The sequence below is a fragment of the Flavobacterium sp. C4GT6 genome (genome assembly GCF_036347315.1).
Classification (GTDB): Bacteria; Bacteroidota; Bacteroidia; order Flavobacteriales; family Flavobacteriaceae; genus Flavobacterium.
The window spans coordinates 68,069-89,933 of record NZ_JAZGZU010000010.1 but is presented as its reverse complement, the minus strand read 5'-3'; the positions used below and the strand labels follow the sequence as shown (position 1 = coordinate 89,933).

The window sequence follows — 21,865 nt, the reverse complement described above, 5'->3', positions numbered from 1 at the left end:
TTTATGAATATAAAGGATATCGTAAATCGTGATATTGTAAACCTTACCAATTGTGAACAGGAACCCATACATATTCCGGGAAGCATTCAGCCACACGGATTTCTAATTGCCGTTCACTCCAACACTTACAAAATAGAATTTTGCAGCGGTAACAGTAAAAACTTTATCGATATTAGTCATGAACAGGTTTTAGGCAAAACCTTTAATGCCGTTTTTGGTGAACAGGCACTTACCCAACTGAAAGACTATATTGAAAAAAAGCTTATGCTTTCATCAAGTCTGCTTAAAATAAGTCTGTTTGACAAGCATTTTGTATGTACGGTTCACAAAAGCAATTCCCTTTATATTATTGAGGCCGAACCGGCAAGCGTAAACGAGATAGACGCTTCCCGCGAATACAACAATACATCACAGTTCCTGTCTTACATGCACGATACCAATACGTTTAAGGAATTGTGCCAGCTTGTAGCCAAAGGAACACGCGATATTACAGGCTATGACCGTGTAATGATTTATCGTTTTGATAAAGATTATAACGGAGAGGTTTTTGCCGAAAGTGTACGGGAAGACCTTGAGCCGTTTTTAGGCTTACATTACCCGCATACCGACATACCTAAGCAGGCACGTGAACTCTATATGCAAAACCTGCTGCGTATTATTACCGATATTGATTATACTCCGGTTCCTATATATACCATAGACAACAGCGAGAATAAAAATCTGGACCTAAGCCTTTCTGTTTTAAGAAGTACCTCTCCTATACACGTGCAATATTTGCATAACATGGGAGTTGGCGCCACACTTACCATATCGCTTATTTACCAGAAAAAATTGTGGGGGCTAATCGCCTGCCACCATTACTCTCCTAAAAACCTGTCGCCCGAACTAAGACTGGCAGCTAAGTTACAGGGACATTTTATTACCTCACAAATTGATCTTAGGCAAAAGAATGAGGAATACGAACTGTCACAAAAAACAAATGCAGCACTGGAGAAAGTTAATGCTATTGCTTTAACAGAGAATCATACTTTTGATGAGCTTATAGCTTCGCCTCATTTACTGGAGCTATGTAACGCATCGGGAGTTTCCATACTAATAAACAATACGGTATACAAAAACGGACTTACCCCTCCTGATGAGGAAATACAAAAACTATCCAGCTGGCTGGCTACATATACACAAAACGGACATACACATACCGACAAGCTTATCAGCTTATTACCGGAATATAAAGATATGTGCGAAGATACTTCTGGGCTCATATACCATTCACTTGATATAGAAAGTAACAACTGTATTATATGGTACAGACCCGAAACGAAGAAGGAAGTAAATTGGGCTGGCGACCCAAATAAATCAATCATTAAGGATAAAAAAGGGCTTTCGCCGAGAAACTCTTTTAAACTTTGGAAAGAAATAGTAGACTGCCAAAGCAAGCCTTGGGAAAAACCCGAACTGGACACGGCAGCAACTTATGCTTATAGCCTGCAAAGACAAATAAACCTGTTAATCATTACGCAGGAGGAGGAAAAATACCGTAAACTGAGCGAGTTATTAAAAGAAACCAATTCTGAGCTTGAAAATATCAACTGGATAAGCACACACGACCTGCAGGAGCCGTTACGCAAAATACAGCTTATCTCATCAAGAATATTAAGTACAGAACAGGATATCCCTGAAAAAGTTGAAGATTCTATAAGACGAATGAACAGTTCGGCAAATAGGATGCAAACCCTACTTATTGATATACTTAAATACACGCGCCTAAAACATGAGGACAGTAATTTTGAACCGGTTAACCTTACCGATATTGTTAACGATGTTATTATCGAATTACATGAAACTATCGAGGAAAAACAGGCCGAGGTACAGGTGGATCAGCTTCCTGTAATACAGGGAATACCATTCCTTTTAAAACAACTGTTCTCTAACCTGATAAGCAACTCCATCAAATATTCAGCTCACGACAGAAAGCCTGTAGTAAAAATATCTGCAGAAGCAGTACCTGTAATACATAATGATGCTGATAAAATGCTATACCGACTGGTTTATGTAGCCGATAACGGTATAGGTTTCGAACAGGAATATGCCGAATCTATATTCAATATATTTACAAGGCTGAATTCCTCTTCCGAATATAAAGGATCGGGGGTTGGGCTGGCGCTTTGTAAAAAGATAGTACAAAACCACAACGGGTACATTTCGGCAACAGGAAATTTAGACGAAGGAGCGGTAATCAGTATTTATTTCCCGGCAAAAAGGGTAGTCAGGTAATTGGCTCTCCTTTCCTTACGCGAACTGCCTACAGTAGCCAGTGTTTTATCCTGCTCCCTGCCAAACAGCAAGTGCTTGGAACTGCCCACTATCTGCGCCGAATAAATTCCTGTATGCCCTGAAAAAAGGTAAGCAACTACACAGGCAATCGCTATAAACACGGCACTATCGGCTCCAAAAAGCTCTATACCCATAAGCGTACAGGCAATTGGTGTATTAGTAGCCCCCGAGAAAACAGCCACAAAACCCATTCCTGCGAGTAATGCCAAAGGTAACGGCACAAAAAATGCCAGTGCATTACCCAGTGTAGCCCCTATAAAGAACAAAGGTGTTACCTCTCCCCCTTTAAAACCTGCACCAAGAGTAAAGGAAGTAAACAGTATTTTAAGTAGAAAATCGTATGAAGTAAGATCCTGACTAAAGGCATCTACAATTACCGGAACACCTAAACCTATGTATTTTGTAGTACCAATTGCAAATACAGCAACAGCGATTACTATACCACCCACAAAAGGTCGTAACGGAGAATAACTGATTTTAGATTTGAAAAGTTCGCCCCAAAAGTGTGTCATTCGGGAAAAAAGCATAGCTGTGAGCCCAAATCCAATACCTACTCCTGCTGCTAACAGCAGGTTAAGCGGTGTCATTTCGGGAACAAAAGGAATATGGTAATGCGTGTGCCCCACTCCCCATAAATGGCAGCTATAATTAGCTACTACAGCAGTAAGGAAACTAGGTAGTATCGCCTCATAACGCATCATTCCCAAAACCAAAACCTCTAACGCGAAAACAGCTCCCGCCAACGGTGTACCGAATACAGAGGCAAAACCTCCACTAATACCTATAATAATAAGTATTTTACGGTCACGCGGACGCATTTTAAAAATCTTGGTGAGCTGATCGGCAATGGCGCCACCCATTTGCACGGCTGTACCCTCACGCCCCGCAGAACCACCAAAAAAATGTGTGGCAATAGTACCAAACAATACCAGTGGCGCCATACGGAAAGGAATAACCTGTTTAGGGGTATGGAGTTCTTCCAGCAGCATATTGTTGCCTTTAACAACACTACTGCCAAAATAATGATATAGGAGTCCGATTATGAGTCCGCCCAAAGGTAATAAGGCAATAATCCAAATATGGTTTTCACGCCAATTTGTAGCCCATTCAAGCGAAACTAAAAAGAATGCCGAAGCAGAACCGCACAGTATCCCGACAATTGCCGAAATAAGCAGCCACTTTAAAAGATAAAAAAATTGTGGAATCTGTTCGACAGATGCAATGAGTCCTCTTAATGATTGTTTATTCATGTTACCTTGTTTATATAATAGATCTACACGGCAATTGCCGTAACTGTAGACGCCATCAGCCCTTTGAAGGGCAGTTCAAGGCAGACATCATTGCCTGTATTAAAAAAGCTACCTGTGGCAGCTTTTATTAGTTTTCGCTATTTCTGTTAGCTCTTCTCTCTTTGATTAACTCAACGGTTGCACCGCCTAACCAGTAAAACACGAAGCTTACAAGGAACATCATTAACCAAAATCCTATTGTTAAAATAGTTAGAAAGCCTAAGAAACCTAAGTATTGATGAAATTCGAACATGATCGTATATATGTTTATTCTAAATTCACGCCAAAGATAATCCTAAAATTTATTTTTACCAACACAAAAAACCAAAAAACCCACAAAATAATTTTATGAAATCGTTTTCAATACCTGGCTATATTGCTTATTTTTGGCTGAGTTTTTAAAACGCGTTCACAACATCAGTCAGTTACGTTTTAAAAAACCAAATCAAACTGAATTACAATAAATACACAAAAAATGGAATACAGAATAGAAAAAGACACCATGGGTGAAGTGAAAGTCCCTGCAGACAATTATTGGGGCGCACAAACCGAACGTTCAAGAAACAACTTTAAGATAGGTAATGCCGCTTCTATGCCAAAAGAAATCGTAGAAGGTTTTGCTTACCTTAAAAAAGCTGCTGCCTATGCTAACCACGATTTAGGCGTACTATCTGTAGAGAAGCGTGATGCTATCGCTCAGGTTTGCGACGAAATCCTTGCCGGTAAACTGGAAGATCAGTTTCCGCTTGTAATATGGCAAACTGGTTCGGGTACGCAAAGTAATATGAACGTAAACGAGGTTGTTGCAAACAGAGCTCAGGTTATTGCCGGAGGTAAAATTGGCGAAGGTGAGCCGGTACTTAAAGCTAACGATGACGTAAACAAATCCCAGTCTTCTAACGATACTTTCCCAACAGGTATGCACATTGCTGCTTACAAAGCTGTTGTGGAAATCACTATTCCGGGTGTAGAACAACTTCGTGATACTTTACACAAAAAGTCTCAGGAGTTTATGAACGTAGTAAAAATAGGCCGTACTCACCTTATGGATGCTACTCCCCTAACTTTAGGTCAGGAGCTTTCAGGTTATGTGGCACAGCTTAACTACGGTTTAAAAGCACTTAAAAATACTTTAGCTCACCTATCTGAAGTGGCCCTTGGTGGTACTGCTGTAGGTACAGGACTTAACACTCCTGAAGGATATGATGTAAAAGTAGCCGAGTACATCGCTAAATTTACAGGACATCCTTTTGTAACTGCAGAGAACAAATTTGAGGCTCTTGCTGCACACGATGCTATTGTGGAAACTCACGGTGCATTAAAACAGCTTGCTGTATCATTAAACAAAATAGCAAACGATATCCGTATGCTTGCATCTGGTCCGCGTTCGGGAATTGGTGAAATCCTTATCCCTGAAAACGAACCGGGATCATCTATCATGCCGGGTAAAGTTAACCCTACCCAATGTGAGGCTCTAACTATGGTTTGTGCTCAGGTAATGGGTAACGATGTGGCTATCACTGTAGGTGGCACTCAGGGTCACTACGAACTTAACGTATTCAAACCGGTTATGGCTGCTAACTTCCTACAGTCGGCCAGACTTATAGGTGATGCATGTGTATCTTTTGATGAGCACTGTGCGCAGGGAATTGAACCAAACCACACCCGTATCAACGAACTTGTAAGCAACTCATTAATGCTTGTAACTGCGCTTAATACCAAAATCGGTTACTACAAAGCTGCCGAAATCGCTCAAACAGCACACAAAAACGGTACTACTCTTAAAGAAGAGGCTGTACGTTTAGGTTATGTGTCTCCTGAAGATTTTGACGCTTGGGTTAAACCTGAAGATATGGTAGGTTCTTTAAAATAAGACATACTTAACTTTTATAAAAGACCCCGCAATAGCGGGGCTTTTATTTTACCCGAAAGTTCTACCGGGATTAAACTCTGTGATGTAAGAAAATTATAAATGAAGCGTTAATAAGCATCCGCTGTTTGAGGCAAAGCCGAGTTCGGATGGTTTAGCTGAATGAAATAATTTATAGTCTAAAGAGTTCAAGCCTTGAATTTTTGGTTCTTTTGTTTCAAGACAAAACAATCCTTATAAAACAAAAGCAGGAATAAATTATATTTGTTATATGGAAACAACCCTTCGTCCTGCCACTATAAACGACCTTGAAGGTATACTGGCTATAGTAAATCACAACATACTATACTCTACCGCTTTGTATGACTATAATGTGAAATCAATGGAGTATATACAACAGTGGTTTAAAGAAAAGCAGGAAGCAGAATGGCCCGTTATTGTTGCTGATATTAAAGGTAAGGTGGCAGGTTATGGTACTTATGGAACCTTCCGTACTAAAGACGGTTACAAATACACTGTAGAACATTCAGTTTATGTAAATGAGGAATATCATGGTAAAGGCATAGGGAAAATGCTCTTAGCCGACCTTATTGTACTTGCCAAAAAACAGGGTATGCACAGCATGATAGCTGGTATAGATGCCGAAAACAAAAGCAGTATAGAGTTCCATAAAAAATTCGGTTTCAGGGAAGCGGGATTATTAAAGGAAGTAGGCTTTAAGTTTAACCACTGGCTGGATGTAGTGTTTATGGAACTCCATTTATAGCTCTAATGCCTTTTCTCCATACGTTTTAAAATATCATTCATCATATCAATCTGCACCCTTTGTATCTCAATAAGCGATTGCTCCTGGTGTAGTATAAGGTGATCCAGCTTTTCATGAAGTAGCCTTATTTCAAGTTCACTTTTCAGGTTAATGAGATAATCGTTTTTAGCCCTCTCCCTATCTTTCTCCTCCTGCCTGTTTTGGCTCATCATAATTACCGGAGCCTGTAACGCTGCAAGGCAGGACAAAATCAGGTTAAGCAGGATAAACGGATAAGGATCAAAGGCCTTATTGGTAAGCCAAAAAACATTTAGCGCTATCCATGCTAACAGGAAAACCATAAACGATATAATAAATGTCCAGCTACCACCAAAAGTTGCTACCTTATCGGCTACGCGCTGCCCTACCGTATAAGTGGTAGTTTCTTCCTCATCGGCAAGGGTATTGCTAATAAGTGTCTTTTCGTTAAGCGATTCCACCACCTTTTGCTCCATATCGGTAAGCTCACCCATTTGGGTATTCATAAAGTCGGATATGTACTTTTTCCTGTAATGAGCTAATTCAGAAAGCGAGAGGTTACAACTCACATCAAAATCAGGGTGATCTTTTTTGATGATGTCCAGTATAGGCTCACGTACTAATTTAGCCGATACTTTTTCAGAATCAGGAAACTGTTTTTTGGAAATGTCACTGGTAAACTTCTGCATATTAAAACCATTTTTTACGTTTAAAATAAATTATCATAATGAGGGCAAGCATTACCATAAGCCCAAGAGCATAAAAATATCCGTTCTTAAAATGCAGTTCGGGGATATGGTCAAAATTCATCCCGTAAACCCCCACCACAAAAGTCATTGGCATAAATACTACCGAGAAAATGGTTAGGGTTTTCATAATCTCATTCATACGCTGCCCTTGTGCCGAATAATAAAAGTTAGAGGCACTGTCCAGTGAGTTCATGTCATACTCAATCTGATCTAATAGTTCTAGGCTCTTTTGGTGCAGGCGTGTAAAAAAGGTATAACTGGTACTTTCTATAACCTCATAATCCTGCTCATCCTCATCATTTTTAATATTGAATAAGGCCTCACGTATTGGTGTTATAGAACGTTTCAGAAAGTTCAGGTTTTCTTTTGCTTTTTCAACATCGGCTATAAAATCGGCTCTCTGGTCGGTTTTCGCCTGCATATTCAGCGCCTCAATACGGTCTTCATACTTTTCAATGGTAACAAAAAAGTTTTCCATTATAGCGTCAAGCATCAAATAAAGCAGGTAGTCGTTTTTCTTTTTACGAATCACCCCAACACCCGTCCTTATTCGTTCACGAATGTGTGAAAAATAGTCACTCTTTTTCTCCTGAAACGAAATTATCATATTATCCTTCAGTAAAAAACTTATCTGTTCGGTAGCCATGCTTCCCTCCTCTTCTTCCGGCAGTACTGATTTTACACTAAAAAACAGTATATCATTACCCAGCTCCTCAATACGGGTACGGCGGGATGTATTTAGTATATCACCAATTATAAAACTTTCCACATGCAACAGTTCGCCTATCTGCTTTATAAGCTCCACATCATGCAATCCGTGTATATTAAGCCATATAATTGAATTTTGATTTTGAGAAGATGTACATTCTTTTTGTATAACATCAAGGTGTACTTTTTGGTATTCCTTACAGCCCTGCTCATTATAAGTAAAAAGCTGCATTTCAACAGGATCATTTTTATAGGCGCCTGTATACTCATAATAATTAGGCTGAACTTTACGTACTTTTCGGTATTTAATCCTCTTCATGTCGATTTGTTTCCATAAATATAGGAGTTTTTTAAAATCCATTCTATTTTTACAAAAAGTTTAATTCATGAAGATACTTATTACGAATATTAAAGAATTGCTGCAGGTAAGGGAAAACGGAATTGAGAAAGTCTCAGGAAAAGACATGGCCGTGCTGCCTTCTTTACAAAACGCATACTTACTGATTGAAAACAACATTATTGCCGATTATGGTACTATTGAAAACTGCCCTGATGTTGCAGGTGTACAAACTATAGATGCAACCGGAAAAACCGTACTGCCATCATGGTGTGACAGCCATACCCATATTGTTTATGCAGGCAACCGCGAACAGGAGTTTGTAGACCGTATAAACGGACTTAGTTATGAGGAAATTGCATCCCGAGGTGGTGGTATACTTAACTCAGCTAAAAAGCTTAACGAAACATCTGAAGAGGATTTATACCTGCAATCGCGCAGCCGCCTTGAAGAGGTTATGCAACAGGGAACCGGAGCTGTAGAGATTAAATCGGGTTACGGACTAACCGTTGAAGGCGAACTTAAAATGTTAAGGGTAATTAAGCGTTTAAGGGAAGAATACCCAGTAGCCATCAAAGCTACTTTTTTAGGAGCACACGCTTTCCCTGCTGAATATAAAGAAAATCACAGCGCCTATATTGACCTTATTATTAATGAAATGCTTCCTAAAATAGCCGAGGAAAAACTGGCAGACTATATTGATGCCTTCCTTGAAACGGGATACTTCTCTGTTGAGGAAACCGAACGTATTATGGAAGCCGGTAAAAAATACGAACTACAGGCTAAAATTCACGTAAACCAGTTTACCGCTATTAAAGGTATTGAAGCCTGTGTGAAGTATGATGCCCTTAGTGTAGACCATCTTGAAATTGTAACAGATGAGGATATAGAAGTATTAAAAGGTACTAAAACAATGCCTGTGGCACTGCCTACCTGTTCTTTCTTTATCAGTATACCATATACTCCGGCACGTAAAATGATGGAAGCAGGACTACCACTGGCACTTGCTACCGATTTTAACCCCGGTACTACTCCGTCAGGAAACATGAACCTTGTAGTGGCTACTGCCTGTATCAAAATGAAAATGACACCGGAAGAGGCCATAAATGCAGCAACCATAAATGGTGCTTATGCCATGGATTTATCAAAAACACATGGTAGCATCACTAAGGGTAAAAGAGCTAATCTTATCATAACCCAACCGCTTACCTCCTATTATCAGTTACCTTATGCTTTTGGCAGTAACCTTATAGACACAGTAATCGTTGAAGGAAAAGTTATAAGCTAAACCAAAATAAAAAAGGAGCCTATATAGGCTCCTTTTTTATTTTATAACTGTTACTACTTATTACCTTAAAGTAAAAGTATCGTTTGCAACAAGTTTATCTTTATCAAAAAGATTTACGTGGTAAAGACCTTTTTCAAAGTCAGACCCTGAAAGGATTTCTGTTACTGTAACAGTCTTGTTCTCATAAATAGCGTTGGTAACGAAGCTGTAAGTTAAAGTATAGTCACCAAAAGTTTCGGTTTGTTTCTCACCAAGAACATTGTTTTTGCTGTCTATAACCTGTACATAAAACATTCTGTTACCGGTTTGAGCCACTTCGTTAGCTGCAATAGTGAATGATATTTTAAGTTTGTCTACACGTCTTGCTTTATCTGTAGCAACAAGTTTACCTGAACTTTTTTCTTTAAACGCTTCAGCAGTTAAATTAACAATTGAAAGTTTAGAAGCTTTCTCAGTAATTTTCATGTTTTGTGCAACAAGTGTATCATTGTACTGTCTTGTTTCGTTAAGTGCTACAGCAGTACTGTCACGCTCTACAGTAAGCATTTCATTTTGCTCTTTAAGTGCTTTGTTTTCAGCAAGCAGGTTATCCATCTCGCTTTTTAGCTTAAAGTAGCTGTTTTTGTATTTTTGTAAAGAAGCAACATCACCTTCAGCCTTTTTAACCTGCGCAATAAGTTCTTCAATTTTTGCGCGCTCAGCTTCAAGTTCGCTTTTTAAACCGGAGTTATCAGCAATAGCAGCATCATAACTTGCTTTAGCACTCTCAAGATCGCTAAGAAGCTGGTCTTTTTCTGAGATATACTGCTTTTCTGTTGCTTCATTGTCGGTGCTCATTTTGTACATGTACGCAAGGCTACCAACTAGTAATATGGATAGTATTACTATAATCGCTTTTAAACTAGAGTTACTTTTTTGTTGTTCCATTATTTATTAAATTGTTTTTGCCAAATTTATACATATTTTAATTCTATGGGTTCATTTTAACGAAATTTTATAGGAAAATTGTATTTTTGAATCGTATTATTATTGTATGGAAAACATCATCAGGTTTACAGCCACAGACTTATCTAAATATACCTCCCACCGTAGCGGAGAGATTAAATTTGGTGAGCGTATACTTACCATTCCAAAGGACAAAAAACCCTTTGAATTTCTTAAATCATGCGAAGCCAACTATGTTATTTTGGGCGTGCCCGAAGACTTAGGCGTACGTGCTAACTTTGGGCGTGCAGGTGCTTCATCGGCATGGGAAAGTTCCATAAAAGCCATTGTTAACCTTCAGCATAACAAATTCAGTAAAGGGAATAAAGTGCTTATTCTTGGTCATATTGATGTTACTGATGCCATGAAGGAGGCAGAAGGCTTAAACATCAATGAAAAGGAAGACCGTAAAAAGCTCTCCCATCTGGTAGAGAAAATTGACAAGGAAGTTTCTCACGTTGTGAACCGAATTATTACAGCAGGTAAAACACCTATTATTATTGGCGGAGGTCACAACAATGCATACGGTAATATAAAAGGTGCGGCGCTTGCAAACGGTAAACCTGTAAATGCCATTAACTTTGATGCCCATACTGATTTCCGTCAGTTGGAAGGACGTCACAGCGGTAACGGGTTCTCTTATGCCATGGAAGAAGGCTTCCTTAAAAAGTACTACATTTTCGGGCTGCATGAAAATTATGCCTCAAAAGGTGTAATGGAAAGTATTAAAAAGCTAAGCGAACGTGTGCGTTATAATACGTATGAGCAAATTGCCGTAAGGAAAGAAAAAAGCTTTAGTGACGAAATGGCTCATGCCCTTGGTTACATAGAAGATGAAAAATTTGGTATAGAAATAGACCTTGATTCGCTGCCTAATGTTGCCAGTAGTGCCATGACACCCAGCGGATTTAGCGTAGAAAAGGTAAGGCAGTTTATACATTACTTCGGGAAAAACAAAAATGCAGCCTACCTGCATCTTTGTGAAGGAGCACCGACATTAGACAACGAAAAGAACAGCCATTTAACCGGAAAGCTTATCGCTTATCTGGTAACCGATTTTATTAAAGCCAAAAACGGAGAGTAACACTAATTTTATTTAACGTACCTTTGCAGCGCACCCGGTAAACTTTAATCGGGTCAGCTTTTTTATATGATGAAATTCAGCGACTTAAATTTACACCGAACTATACTACAAGCTATTAGTGATGAGGGTTATGAAAGCCCTACTCCTATACAGCAACAGGCAATACCTGCCATTTTAGATGAAAAGGACCTTGTGGGTACGGCACAAACAGGTACAGGTAAAACTGCAGCCTTTGCTATACCTATGATTAATATGCTGCACCCTATAGTAGGATCAGCCAAGAAAAGAAAAAGCATCAGGGCTTTAGTAATCACACCTACACGCGAATTGGCGTTACAGGTAGGTGAAAGCTTTGATAACTATGGTAAATATACCAATATACGTCAGTTAACCGTTTTTGGAGGTGTTAATCAGGCACCACAGGTAGACCAGCTTAAAAAAGGAGTTGATGTCCTTATTGCAACTCCGGGAAGGCTTTTGGACCTTCATAAACAGGGGTTTATAAATTTAGATCATCTACACTTTTTAGTACTTGATGAAGCCGACCTAATGTTAGATATGGGCTTTATTAACGATGTAAAAAAGATTATCAAGCTTACACCCGATAACAGGCAGACACTATTATTCTCGGCTACAATGCCATTACCAATACGTGAACTGGCTGATAGTTTCCTAAACGATCCTAAGTATGTTTCGGTTGCACCAATATCAAGTACAGCCGAGTTGGTTAAGCAACAGCTTTACTTAGTAGATAAAGCCGATAAACGTAAACTGCTTTACCACCTTATACGTAACGAAAACCTTAAAAACGTATTGGTATTTACACGTACCAAACACGGGGCAGACAACGTAGTTAAGGCACTTAAAAAGAATGGTATTGAAGCCGGAGCCATACATGGAGATAAGTCACAAAGTGCACGCCAGCGTATGCTTGAAGGCTTTAAGAACAAGGAAATATCGGTTCTTGTAGCTACAGATATAGCTGCTAGGGGTATTGATATAGAAAGCCTTCCGTTTGTAATAAACTTTGACCTGCCTAACATCCCCGAAACGTATGTACACCGTATAGGACGTACAGGACGTGCAGGTAACTCAGGACTGGCAATATCATTTTGCGGCCGTGATGAACTTCCTTACCTAAAGGATATTGAAAAACTTATAAGGCTAAAAATCAAGGTTATTGACGATCATCCTTATCCTTATGGTAATCAGGAAGGAGAAAACAAAAAAGAAGAAGGACAGAAACCTGACCTTAGAAATAAAAAGAATAATGCCCGTAGCGGCAAATCAAAACCGGGGAGCAACAATACGAAATCAAGAAAATCGGAAGCTTCAAAGAAAAAGAAAAAACGCTGGTATTAAACCAGCGTTTTTTTGTTTATATTTAAATCACTTATTATTAGTGATATGACTGCACGGTTTGCCACAAAACAGGATATAAAGGCTATATATGGCTTTATAAACGAACTCGAGAACACCGTTTTTGATTATGGTATTTTTGAACAGTATTATTTTGAAAATCTTGAAAACAAAAACTACATCTATATAGTGGTTACAGATGCCGTACAAAACGTTATTGGTTTTTGCAGTTGCCACGGTCAGTTACTGCTACATCATCTTAGCATGGTTTTTGAAATACAGGAATTATATGTAACCCCGGAATACCGCAACAATAAAGTGGGACGGTTTTTGCTGGAAACAATGGAAAGCCTGCTTAAAGAAAAGGGATACAACCTACTGGAGGTAACCTCTAACAAACGCAGAACAGAAGCACACCGTTTTTACATTAATAACGGTTTTGCCGATACCCATTTTAAGTTCACAAAAAGGCTGTAATAACAATTGTTTTTTACCTTTTTGTAACCTGTAATCGGGGGATTAAGCTTAATTTTGATAACCAACTATAATTTTTACTTGTATGAAACCTGTATATCATTACGCCACGGTACTAAAAGCCATTGAGGAACTAAGAGAAAAAGGATTTACCGAAGACTTTAACCTGCATGAAAACTGCCTGGTTTGCAACACCGATAAATTTGAGGCCGAAGAATTTGAAATCTCACATATTTACTACTACGAGGGCGATACCAACCCTGATGAAGAGGCTACCGTATATGGTATTGAATCCAAAAGCGGCATAAAAGGTATATTGGTAACCGGAGATGAACAGGACACCGACCCTATGTCAAAAAGCATTATAGACAAACTTCTTGTAAGTCGTAACAAACGTGACTAATCCATGAGGGCATACTGGATTTTTTTCCTTAGGGTAAATCTGATTAACTTTATTGTGAGTCTGGGTATTACTTTTTATAATATCATCATGCTACCTTTAATGTTGTGTACTTTCGGGATGGCTTTTGGCTTTTTTGGGTACTACTATTTTTATAAAAACGAACTTTACTTATACTATAATCTGGGATTTACCAAGCTTAAGCTTGGGGTAATGACATTAGTTATTAATGCCATTATAGCCCTTCCTCTTTTTATTTTACTAATATTACTATCGTGAAACAAAGTCTTTCTGTATCAGGAATAATTAAACGTTTTGGAAACAAAACGGTACTGGACAACACTTATATGCGTTGTGATACCGGAGAGATTGTTGGTATTTTCGGAAGGAATGGTAGCGGAAAATCTACATTGCTTAAAGTTATTTTCGGTAGTGAAAAAGCCGATAGTATTTCTATTAGCATTAACGGGAGTTACTGTAAAACGAAAGACATTATTTCCCAACAAAAAATTGCCTATTTACCACAGGATCCATTCCTGCCTAAAAATAAAACGGTAAAAAATATTATCCCGATAGTATTACCTCAAGGCAGCCTTCAGGACAAACTGTTTTACAGACCTGAAATTCATCATTTAAGAGATAAAAAAGTAGGAAGCCTTTCTATGGGGCAGTTACGTTACATTGAACTGTTAATAGTAAGTCACCTTCCCCACCCTTTCCTAATGCTGGATGAGCCTTTCTCTATGGTAGAGCCCTTGTATAAAGAAAAAATACAGGAACTGCTTACCGAACTGAAAAAGGAAAAAGGCATAATAGTTACAGATCATTATTACCATGATATACTGGATATAAGCGACAAGAACCTCTTAGTAAAAGAGGGTAAAATAATACCTATAGATAAACCTGAAGAATTAATAACACACGGCTACATAGGAGCCGTAAATCAATAACAATGAGAAATATTTTTGCTTTGGCATTAGCCATGTTTGCCCTAGTGGCAAAAGCTCAGGATGTAAAAGTAATGAGCTATAACATCCGTCTTGATGTAGCAAGCGATGGAGAAAACATATGGGATAATCGTAAAGTCATGCTTGCGGGTCAGGTACTTTTTTTTGAACCCGATTTTATGGGTGTTCAGGAAGCACTACCTCACCAAATGCAGTATCTGGACAGTGCACTGGTTAAATACGACCACATAGGCGTAGGTCGTGACGACGGTAAAAATAAAGGTGAATTCTCGGCTATATTCTATAATAAATCAAAATACACAATGCTGGAAAATCATACTTTCTGGTTATCTGAAACTCCCGATGTTCCTTCAAAAGGATGGGATGCCGCCTACAACCGCGTTTGTACTTACGGATTGTTTGAAAACAATAAAACCAAACAGAAAATATGGATATTCAATACTCATTTTGACCATGTAGGCAATGTTGCTCGTACAAACAGCGTTAAAATGATAACAGATAAGATTAAGGAAGTAAATAAAGATAATCTTCCGTTTGCGGTTACGGGCGACTTTAATCTGGAAGAAGATACCGAAAGTATTAAACTGATGTCATCACTGCTTAACGATTCTAAAAAAGTAGCCAAAATGGTTTTTGGACCTGATGGTACATTTAATGCCTTTGAATTTCATAAACCGGTAACCAAAAGAATAGATTACATATTTGTACCTCAAAAAAGAGTAAAAGTTCTAAAATATGCCGTTTTAAGCGACTCTAAGGATTGTAGGTATCCATCAGACCATTTACCGGTATATGTGGAACTAAAAGTAAAATAAACATGAAAAAACTATTGTTCATAGGAGCTTTACTCATTATATCCTGCAAGGAAAGTAATGCTCCTGTGAATAATGATACCTATAATAACTGACAAACAATGGATAGCCGATTCCATTGGAAAATATGATACCACCATACCCCGCTTTAATGATTTATATGGCAGGTGTAACTTTATTATAGACAGCACTAATACTGTTTATTTTTATGCCAAAGCTCCAACGTTTAGCAGTGATTGTTTAGGTGTGGGATATCCGGGTAAAACACCATTTATAAATCTTTTCCCTGATGATTTAGTAAGGATTGACAGTAAAATAATAGACCATTTTATAGACCTGAATATAGTTAATGGTGACATGAACCCCGTTACAAAACAGCTAAATACATTAGCTATTGCAACTCCCAGTGGCACCTTTAACTCTCCCATACTTACAAGTATACTTACCAAAATTGCTAAAAGTAAAAACAAGCCCTTGTGGATTGTTCGCCCCCTAACTCAGGAAGAAAGCATTGTACTTAAGTATAAAACACAAGAGCGAACCGGAATTATATACGACCCACATTTAATTGAATGGGATACTACTAAAATTTACTTTGAAAAATACTGGCCAATACAACCCTAAGCTATGAAGAAAGTAATATTTATATTGTTTGTTATCCTAGGTAGTTGTAAGGAAGCAAAGCATACTGATGAAAAAGATATTACTTATTACAATACCGAAGCTATACAGGAAAAAAATGAAAGAGAGTACTTGGTAAAACTTAAAGAATTTCGTGATAAAGATTCAGGCGGTATTGAGCCTGTATTAATACCTTATTTTTATGATGATCAATATTACTCCAACCATAATTTTATAATCGACTCCCTAAACTATATATATTACTTTTATCAACCACGTGCCTATATACCTCTTTATTGTGGTACTGGTTTAGATCAGGGTCCGTTTCCTGCTCCGTTTATAAAACTTTATCCTAAAGATATTATCGATATACCTGCTGATGATTTTGAAACTTTTTTCAAATCAAAGGTTATGGATTCCCAAAAGACGGAGGAACGCATGTATATTTATATTAGTTCACAAAAGGACTCATTTCAATCTGCCGAAGTAAATCAAATATTTAAAAAATTAGAAGGGGATAAAAAAAACAGACGTATTATTTGCCGCCGTACAACCCAACAGGAAAATATAGTATTACAATACAAAAAAAGCGGAGAGCCTTATAATCCTGATACCATAAAATGGAATCCTGATTTAACCGCTATCCTAAAATAAAAAATCCCGGTAGTACCGGGATTTTTTATTTATTCTTCTATTATTACTCTTTCGGTTTTCGGTATTACCGTTATGCTGTATGGAGTAGTTATTGCCATTGTTGCATTTTCTCCCGGTTCCGGTTTCCTTATGCTTACTTTTACTGTGGCAACATTACCTTCAACCATTACACTACGCACACCTATGCTGTAACCTCCCGATGATTTTTGGCCTAAAAACAGAGCCACCACATTATTAGTGTCAAAATCAACATAAGGAGCATCTCCCAGGTTCAGTTCGCTGTATAACGACTGTAAATCATCCTGGTTGGTTATAACCATATCAGAACGCTGTTCTCTACCACCGTAAGCCGACTGCTGTAAAATTTCAAAGCTCACTATACCTGTAGCATTAATATTATTAACAATGTTAATTCGGCATCCGGTTACTACCAAAAGCACGATAAAAAGGCTGGCTAATTTTTTCATTATTTGTGTTTTAAGGCTTTTTTATATAATCTTTCGTATAAAGGTACGATATTCTGAATATCAAACTCCTGAGCCACTTTTAGGGCGTTGTTTTTAAATTTAAGCAATATCTCGTCATCTTCCAAAATAGAGATTGCCCTTTTTGCCATAGTCTCTACATCACCAACATCGGCAAGATAGCCGGAATAGCCTTCCTTATTAACCTCTGGTAAACCTCCCGTGTTACTTGATATTACCGGAACCCCGTTTGCCATAGCTTCAAGTGCTGCAAGACCGAAGCTCTCGGTTTCAGACGGTAGCAGGAACAAATCGCTAAAACATAAAATTTCATTGATCTCACTACTATTACCAAAAAAGATTACTTTATCGGCAAGCCCTAGTTCATCACAAAGCTTTTCTGCAGGTTCTTTTTCAGGTCCGTCACCCACAAGCATCAGTTTGGCAGGCATTACCTTTTGTATCTCGTTAAATATCCTTATCACATCAGGTATACGCTTCACCTTCCTGAAGTTACTGATGTGCGTAATGATTTTTTGTTTTTCGGTAGCCATCATAGAGCGGTGACACGGAGAGTTTTCCTCCAGTTTCTTCTTGTCTACCTCAATAAAGTTAGGAATAACCTCAATGTCCCTTTTAATATCAAAAAGCTTATAAGTATCATCTTTTAAAGCCTGAGATACTGATGTTACCACATCACTATGGTTAATACTGAAACTCACTGCCGGCTTATAGAACGGGTGGTTACCCACAAGGGTAATATCGGTACCGTGAAGTGTGGTTACCATTGGGATTTTAATTCCCTGTTCCTTCAGCATCTTTTTAGCCATATACCCTGCATAAGCATGTGGTATGGCATAATGTACATGCAGTAACTCTATACCATGTAGCTTTACCATATCTACCAGTTTACTGGAAAGTGCCAGTTCATAAGGCTGATAATGGAACAAAGGATATTCGGGAACGTGTACTTCGTGATAATGTAAATTAGGATTCAATAGGGCAAGGCGCACGGGCTGACTGTAGGTAATAAAGTGTATTTCGTGACCGCGGCGCGCCAGTTCCAAACCAAGTTCTGTAGCGACAACTCCACTACCACCAAAGGTTGGATAACAAACTATAGCGATTTTCATATAAGATTTAAACTAAATAAAGAGTAACGAAATTAAATAAAAAAAACGGTCGGAACCGTCTTTATTCAGAAATTAACGTAATAAATACCCTAATAAAAATTATTTTGATTTTAAATTGGCTTCATACAAATCAATCCACTGTTGTGGTGTCATTTTAGAAACCAACTCACCTATAAGTTCAAACGGAATGTTTTCGGGCTTTTTGAAGCGTATGCAACTTTTCCCCATATCAAGTTTGGTTTTAACATGTTTTGGATATTCGGCCACAAACCAGTCATAAAGTTCCTTATCAGCATATACCCCCATGTGGTATAAAGCCACAAAGTTTTTTTGGGAAGCAATACTCATAAAAGGCAACGGCAGCTTAGGATCACAATGATACCCCGGTGCATAAGCAGAATGAGGTACTACCCACCCTATCATACCATACGAAATACCTTCCTGAAAACCCTTTGGCAAATTGCTTACAATAGTTTCACGAAGTTTCTCCATTATATCCCTTCTCTCTTCGGGGATGGCGTTTAGGTACTCTTCAACACTGTCGGCTTTATACTGCATATCCTTTGGTTTTATCGTTTATGACTATTTGATAACGGCGTCCTGTATTATCTTTTGAATATCTTCCCTTATATTTTCTTTAGAAAGTTTGTTTTCTTTTGCTTCAGGATACGTTCTGTTAGACAGGAAAACATATACTACACCATTTACAGGATCGGCCCATGCCATAGTTCCGGTAAAGCCTGTATGACCAAAACTCGATTTTGAAACACAGTCGCACGTAGGCCCCGGATTCTCAATTTGAGGTTTATCCAAGCCAAGTCCTCTCCTATTGCCTTCCTCACAACCATAGCAGGTATTGAAGATATCAAAAGTTTCCTGAGAAAAGAAACGGTGTCCGCCATACTCTCCTCCGTTAAGATACATCTGCATAATCTTGGCAACGTCAAGGCTGTTAGAAAACAGTCCGGCATGTCCGCCTACACCGTCTTCCATAGCTGCACCCATATCGTGTACATAACCCTGTATGGTTTGGTAACGGAAGTAATTATCAACCTCAGTTGGCGGAATTAAACTCATATCCCATTTACGTAACGGGTTATAAGTAGTATGTGCTGCCCCCAGTGGTTTATAAAAAGCCTCATCACTTAACACTGCAAGACTTTTTTTGTTAAGCCTTTCAAGGTATGTTTTAAGCAGAATGAAGGTAAAATCACTATAGCGGTATTTCTTTTCTGCAAGCAGTTTACTATCGGCTATACGCTGAACAATAGTGTCAGGGTAATCTTTTCTAAGATAAAGCATCTCTGCCACCTGATTTGGGAATTCTTCCGAATAAGTATCTCTGTAATATTTTTGTGACGGATGATTTGTACTGTCAAGCGTTGCTACATAAAAAGGCATCCAGGGCTGTAAACGTGCCTGGTGCAGTAGCATGTCTTTTAATATAATATCCTTTTTATCAGAATTTTTAAACTCGGCAAGCATGTCCCCCAGTTTAGCATCCATTTTTATTTTACCCTTATCATATAACTGCATTACATGTGGTAATGTAGATAGTATTTTGGTAAGCGAAGCCACATCATACGTATCGGCGTTACTCACCTTAGTATCCTTATCATAAGTATGATAACCATATGATTTTTGATATACCACTTTTCCGTTACGGGCAACAAGCACCTGCAATCCCGGTGTCATATTACCATCAATCGCCTTTTGAGCAATAAGGTCAATTTGTGTTAGCTTTGCTGCATCCATACCGGCATTCCCCGGAGTGGTGAAGCCCAGCCTGTTTACAGTTTGGGTATCAATACCCGTATTAACCTTATACATACTGTTTATAGAAACAGGTAGTTTCCCTTTAGCACCTACAGCTCCAAAAATAACCTCGGTAGCTACAGTTTCGGCAATAGTATTATTTTGATAAGCCAGTACTACACTTTTTATATTACTGAAGTCCTTAATTTGCATCAATGCATAAGGCTTCACAAAAGCAGCAAGTATAACCGGTTTTTCTTTAGCTATTGCCTGAATCCAGTTTAATTCTTCCTGTTTGAAATTATGGTTTTTCCATGCACCATCTGCCTTATGGAAACCAATAATTACTTTGGTAACATCTTTTAGTTTTTGCTTATAAAGCGGTAATGATTCCTCTTCAAGAATAGTAATATCGGCATACGCCTGAAGCTTTTCTATAAAGTCATCATTATCAGCATCACCCATTTTTATATAGGCAATTTTTTCGTTAACAAGACTGCGAACAGGCAATATATTATCATCGTTTTTAAATACTGTTACCGCATTTTCGTATAACTGATAATTTAAATCGTCGTAAACATAATCGTTAAGATCTGAATAAAGATGTTTCATCTCTATAGGCTCATATTTATTAAGCCCGGCCCTGTATTTATAAGCCAATATCTTTTTAACCGAATAAGCCAGTCTTTGCTCGCTAAGTACACGGTTAGCGTAGGCTTCCTTAAACTTATCTATAGCAAGTGGTACGTTCTCGGCAAACAGCAATACATCGTTACCGGCTAAAAAAGCCTCAAGATCTATCTCTCCCGGCTGCATATAATTACTGGCGCCTTTCATATTAAGGGCATCGGTAAAAATAAGTCCGTCATAACCCATTTCGTTTTTCACGATATTGGTAATCACATTGTATGATAACGATGTAGGGTAATTCTCGGTAGCTTCAATGCTAGGCACGTTAAGGTGTGCTACCATTATACTGGCTAATCCTTCCTTAAACAGTTTTTTATACGGATAAAACTCTAAGTTTCTTAAACGTTCTTCGGTAAATGGTAAGTATGGTAATGAATAGTGCGAATCAGAAGCTGTATCACCATGCCCAGGGAAGTGTTTCCCCGTTGCATATACACCCTGACTTTGCAGACCTTTCATAAGGGCAAGAGCCCTTTCGGTTACATTCTCTTTATCTTCTCCAAAAGAACGGTTACCAATAATAGGGTTTTCAGGATTTACGTTGATATCTAATACCGGAGCAAAATTGAAATGGATTCCCATTCTGTGGGACTGCATCCCCATTTGCTCACCCATTTTTTCTATAAGGCGCATATCCTGAACGGCTCCAAGAGTCATATTCCACGGATAACGGTAGGTAGAATCAAGCCTCATACTTAATCCCCACTCGCCGTCTATACCTATAAAAAGAGGTGTTTTTGCTGCTGCCTGATAGCGGTTGGTAAGCTTTGCCTGCCTAACAGGACCGCCCTGAAAAAATATCAGTCCGCCTACCTTATAATCCTTAACAAGTTTTTCCACTTCCTGCTCATGAGCTGCATCCTTATTAGAATATGCAGCAACCATAAACAGTTGTCCTACCCTCTCTTCAAAACTCATCGAATTATAAACACTATCAGCCCATTTTCGTTCGGCTTCCGTTTTATAATCGGTAAAGTCGGGATTGTACTGCGCAAAGGCAGCTTTTATAGTAAGAAGAAAAAGTATCGTGTAAAACCTCATTAAATATCTGCTTTTTAAAAATAACAAAATCATCACTATACTGGCGTAGAATGATGATTTACATACT

Annotated in this window: 21 protein-coding genes and 1 riboswitch; of the genes, 13 read left to right on the top strand and 8 right to left on the bottom strand. The window is 38.4% G+C overall.

Annotated elements, in window-relative coordinates; all coding sequences use genetic code 11:
* The first annotated feature begins 3 nt into the window (after positions 1-3).
* Positions 4-2,274, top strand: coding sequence for an ATP-binding protein (locus tag V3Z67_RS12535; protein WP_330443631.1), 2,271 nt, complete (start codon positions 4-6; stop codon positions 2,272-2,274).
* Here V3Z67_RS12535 and V3Z67_RS12530 read toward each other — a convergent pair.
* Positions 2,244-3,584, bottom strand: coding sequence for a voltage-gated chloride channel family protein (locus V3Z67_RS12530; protein ID WP_330443630.1), 1,341 nt, complete (start codon positions 3,582-3,584; stop codon positions 2,244-2,246). The genes V3Z67_RS12535 and V3Z67_RS12530 overlap by 31 nt on opposite strands.
* Positions 3,585-3,623: 39 nt before the next feature.
* Positions 3,624-3,688, bottom strand: a riboswitch (Fluoride riboswitch).
* Between the two features lie 410 nt (positions 3,689-4,098).
* On the opposite strand from V3Z67_RS12530, the gene fumC reads away from it, so the two are divergent.
* On the top strand, positions 4,099-5,496 hold the full coding sequence (gene fumC / locus V3Z67_RS12525; protein ID WP_330443629.1) for a class II fumarate hydratase: 1,398 nt from the start codon (positions 4,099-4,101) through the stop codon (positions 5,494-5,496).
* A gap of 268 nt (positions 5,497-5,764) precedes the next feature.
* Positions 5,765-6,259 (top strand): GNAT family N-acetyltransferase, encoded by a 495-nt coding sequence (locus V3Z67_RS12520; protein ID WP_330443628.1) that lies wholly within the window; start codon positions 5,765-5,767, stop codon positions 6,257-6,259.
* Between the two features lie 2 nt (positions 6,260-6,261).
* Here the strand turns inward: V3Z67_RS12520 and V3Z67_RS12515 are convergent, their stop codons facing one another.
* Together V3Z67_RS12515 and corA are read right to left on the bottom strand one after the other, a co-directional pair.
* On the bottom strand, positions 6,262-6,966 hold the full coding sequence (locus tag V3Z67_RS12515) for a DUF1003 domain-containing protein (RefSeq protein WP_330443627.1): 705 nt from the start codon (positions 6,964-6,966) through the stop codon (positions 6,262-6,264).
* A gap of 1 nt (position 6,967) precedes the next feature.
* The gene (corA, locus tag V3Z67_RS12510; RefSeq protein WP_330443626.1) at positions 6,968-8,053 is read right to left on the bottom strand and encodes a magnesium/cobalt transporter CorA; all 1,086 of its coding nucleotides are present in this window, start codon (positions 8,051-8,053) and stop codon (positions 6,968-6,970) included.
* 67 nt (positions 8,054-8,120) lie between these two features.
* Between corA and hutI the strand changes: the two genes are divergently transcribed.
* Positions 8,121-9,359 carry an imidazolonepropionase gene (gene hutI, locus V3Z67_RS12505; protein WP_330443625.1) on the top strand — a complete coding sequence of 413 codons (1,239 nt, stop codon included), beginning with the start codon at positions 8,121-8,123 and terminating at the stop codon, positions 9,357-9,359.
* 60 nt (positions 9,360-9,419) lie between these two features.
* Here hutI and V3Z67_RS12500 read toward each other — a convergent pair whose 3' ends face one another.
* Positions 9,420-10,286: a hypothetical protein gene (locus V3Z67_RS12500; RefSeq protein ID WP_330443624.1), complete on the bottom strand. Its 867-nt coding sequence runs from the start codon at positions 10,284-10,286 to the stop codon at positions 9,420-9,422.
* Between the two features lie 106 nt (positions 10,287-10,392).
* On the opposite strand from V3Z67_RS12500, the gene V3Z67_RS12495 reads away from it, so the two are divergent.
* The 9 genes from V3Z67_RS12495 to V3Z67_RS12455 all read left to right on the top strand — a co-directional run bounded on the left by V3Z67_RS12495 (position 10,393) and on the right by V3Z67_RS12455 (position 16,715).
* A complete protein-coding gene (locus V3Z67_RS12495; RefSeq protein WP_330443623.1) occupies positions 10,393-11,427 on the top strand; it encodes a formimidoylglutamase in 1,035 nt (344 codons plus the stop codon).
* Positions 11,428-11,496: 69 nt separating this feature from the next.
* A complete protein-coding gene (locus V3Z67_RS12490) occupies positions 11,497-12,789 on the top strand; it encodes a DEAD/DEAH box helicase (RefSeq protein WP_330443674.1) in 1,293 nt (430 codons plus the stop codon).
* A gap of 12 nt (positions 12,790-12,801) precedes the next feature.
* Positions 12,802-13,263 carry a GNAT family N-acetyltransferase gene (locus V3Z67_RS12485; protein WP_330443622.1) on the top strand — a complete coding sequence of 154 codons (462 nt, stop codon included), beginning with the start codon at positions 12,802-12,804 and terminating at the stop codon, positions 13,261-13,263.
* An 82-nt stretch (positions 13,264-13,345) separates the two neighbouring features.
* Positions 13,346-13,663, top strand: a complete 318-nt coding sequence (locus V3Z67_RS12480; RefSeq protein WP_330443621.1) for a hypothetical protein — start codon at positions 13,346-13,348, stop codon at positions 13,661-13,663.
* A gap of 3 nt (positions 13,664-13,666) precedes the next feature.
* A complete protein-coding gene (locus V3Z67_RS12475) occupies positions 13,667-13,939 on the top strand; it encodes a hypothetical protein (protein ID WP_330443620.1) in 273 nt (90 codons plus the stop codon).
* Entirely contained in the window at positions 13,936-14,610 is a 675-nt protein-coding gene (locus tag V3Z67_RS12470; protein ID WP_330443619.1) for an ATP-binding cassette domain-containing protein, read from the top strand. Before V3Z67_RS12475 ends, V3Z67_RS12470 begins: the two co-directional genes overlap by 4 nt.
* Positions 14,611-14,612: 2 nt before the next feature.
* On the top strand, positions 14,613-15,443 hold the full coding sequence (locus tag V3Z67_RS12465; protein ID WP_330443618.1) for an endonuclease/exonuclease/phosphatase family protein: 831 nt from the start codon (positions 14,613-14,615) through the stop codon (positions 15,441-15,443).
* A gap of 72 nt (positions 15,444-15,515) precedes the next feature.
* Complete coding sequence (locus V3Z67_RS12460) at positions 15,516-16,064, top strand: hypothetical protein (RefSeq protein ID WP_330443617.1); 549 nt, start codon at positions 15,516-15,518, stop codon at positions 16,062-16,064.
* A gap of 3 nt (positions 16,065-16,067) precedes the next feature.
* The gene (locus V3Z67_RS12455; RefSeq protein ID WP_330443616.1) at positions 16,068-16,715 is read left to right on the top strand and encodes a hypothetical protein; all 648 of its coding nucleotides are present in this window, start codon (positions 16,068-16,070) and stop codon (positions 16,713-16,715) included.
* Between the two features lie 29 nt (positions 16,716-16,744).
* Here the strand turns inward: V3Z67_RS12455 and V3Z67_RS12450 are convergent, their stop codons facing one another.
* The 4 genes from V3Z67_RS12450 to V3Z67_RS12435 all read right to left on the bottom strand — a co-directional run bounded on the left by V3Z67_RS12450 (position 16,745) and on the right by V3Z67_RS12435 (position 21,798).
* The gene (locus tag V3Z67_RS12450; protein WP_330443615.1) at positions 16,745-17,182 is read right to left on the bottom strand and encodes a protease complex subunit PrcB family protein; all 438 of its coding nucleotides are present in this window, start codon (positions 17,180-17,182) and stop codon (positions 16,745-16,747) included.
* Positions 17,182-18,312: an N-acetyl-alpha-D-glucosaminyl L-malate synthase BshA gene (gene bshA, locus V3Z67_RS12445; protein ID WP_330123119.1), complete on the bottom strand. Its 1,131-nt coding sequence runs from the start codon at positions 18,310-18,312 to the stop codon at positions 17,182-17,184. The genes V3Z67_RS12450 and bshA overlap by 1 nt, the downstream gene beginning before the upstream one ends.
* Positions 18,313-18,411: 99 nt before the next feature.
* A complete protein-coding gene (locus V3Z67_RS12440) occupies positions 18,412-18,870 on the bottom strand; it encodes a DUF1801 domain-containing protein (protein ID WP_330443614.1) in 459 nt (152 codons plus the stop codon).
* Between the two features lie 24 nt (positions 18,871-18,894).
* A complete protein-coding gene (locus V3Z67_RS12435; RefSeq protein WP_330443613.1) occupies positions 18,895-21,798 on the bottom strand; it encodes a glycoside hydrolase family 3 N-terminal domain-containing protein in 2,904 nt (967 codons plus the stop codon).
* Between the last annotated feature and the right edge of the window lie 67 nt (positions 21,799-21,865).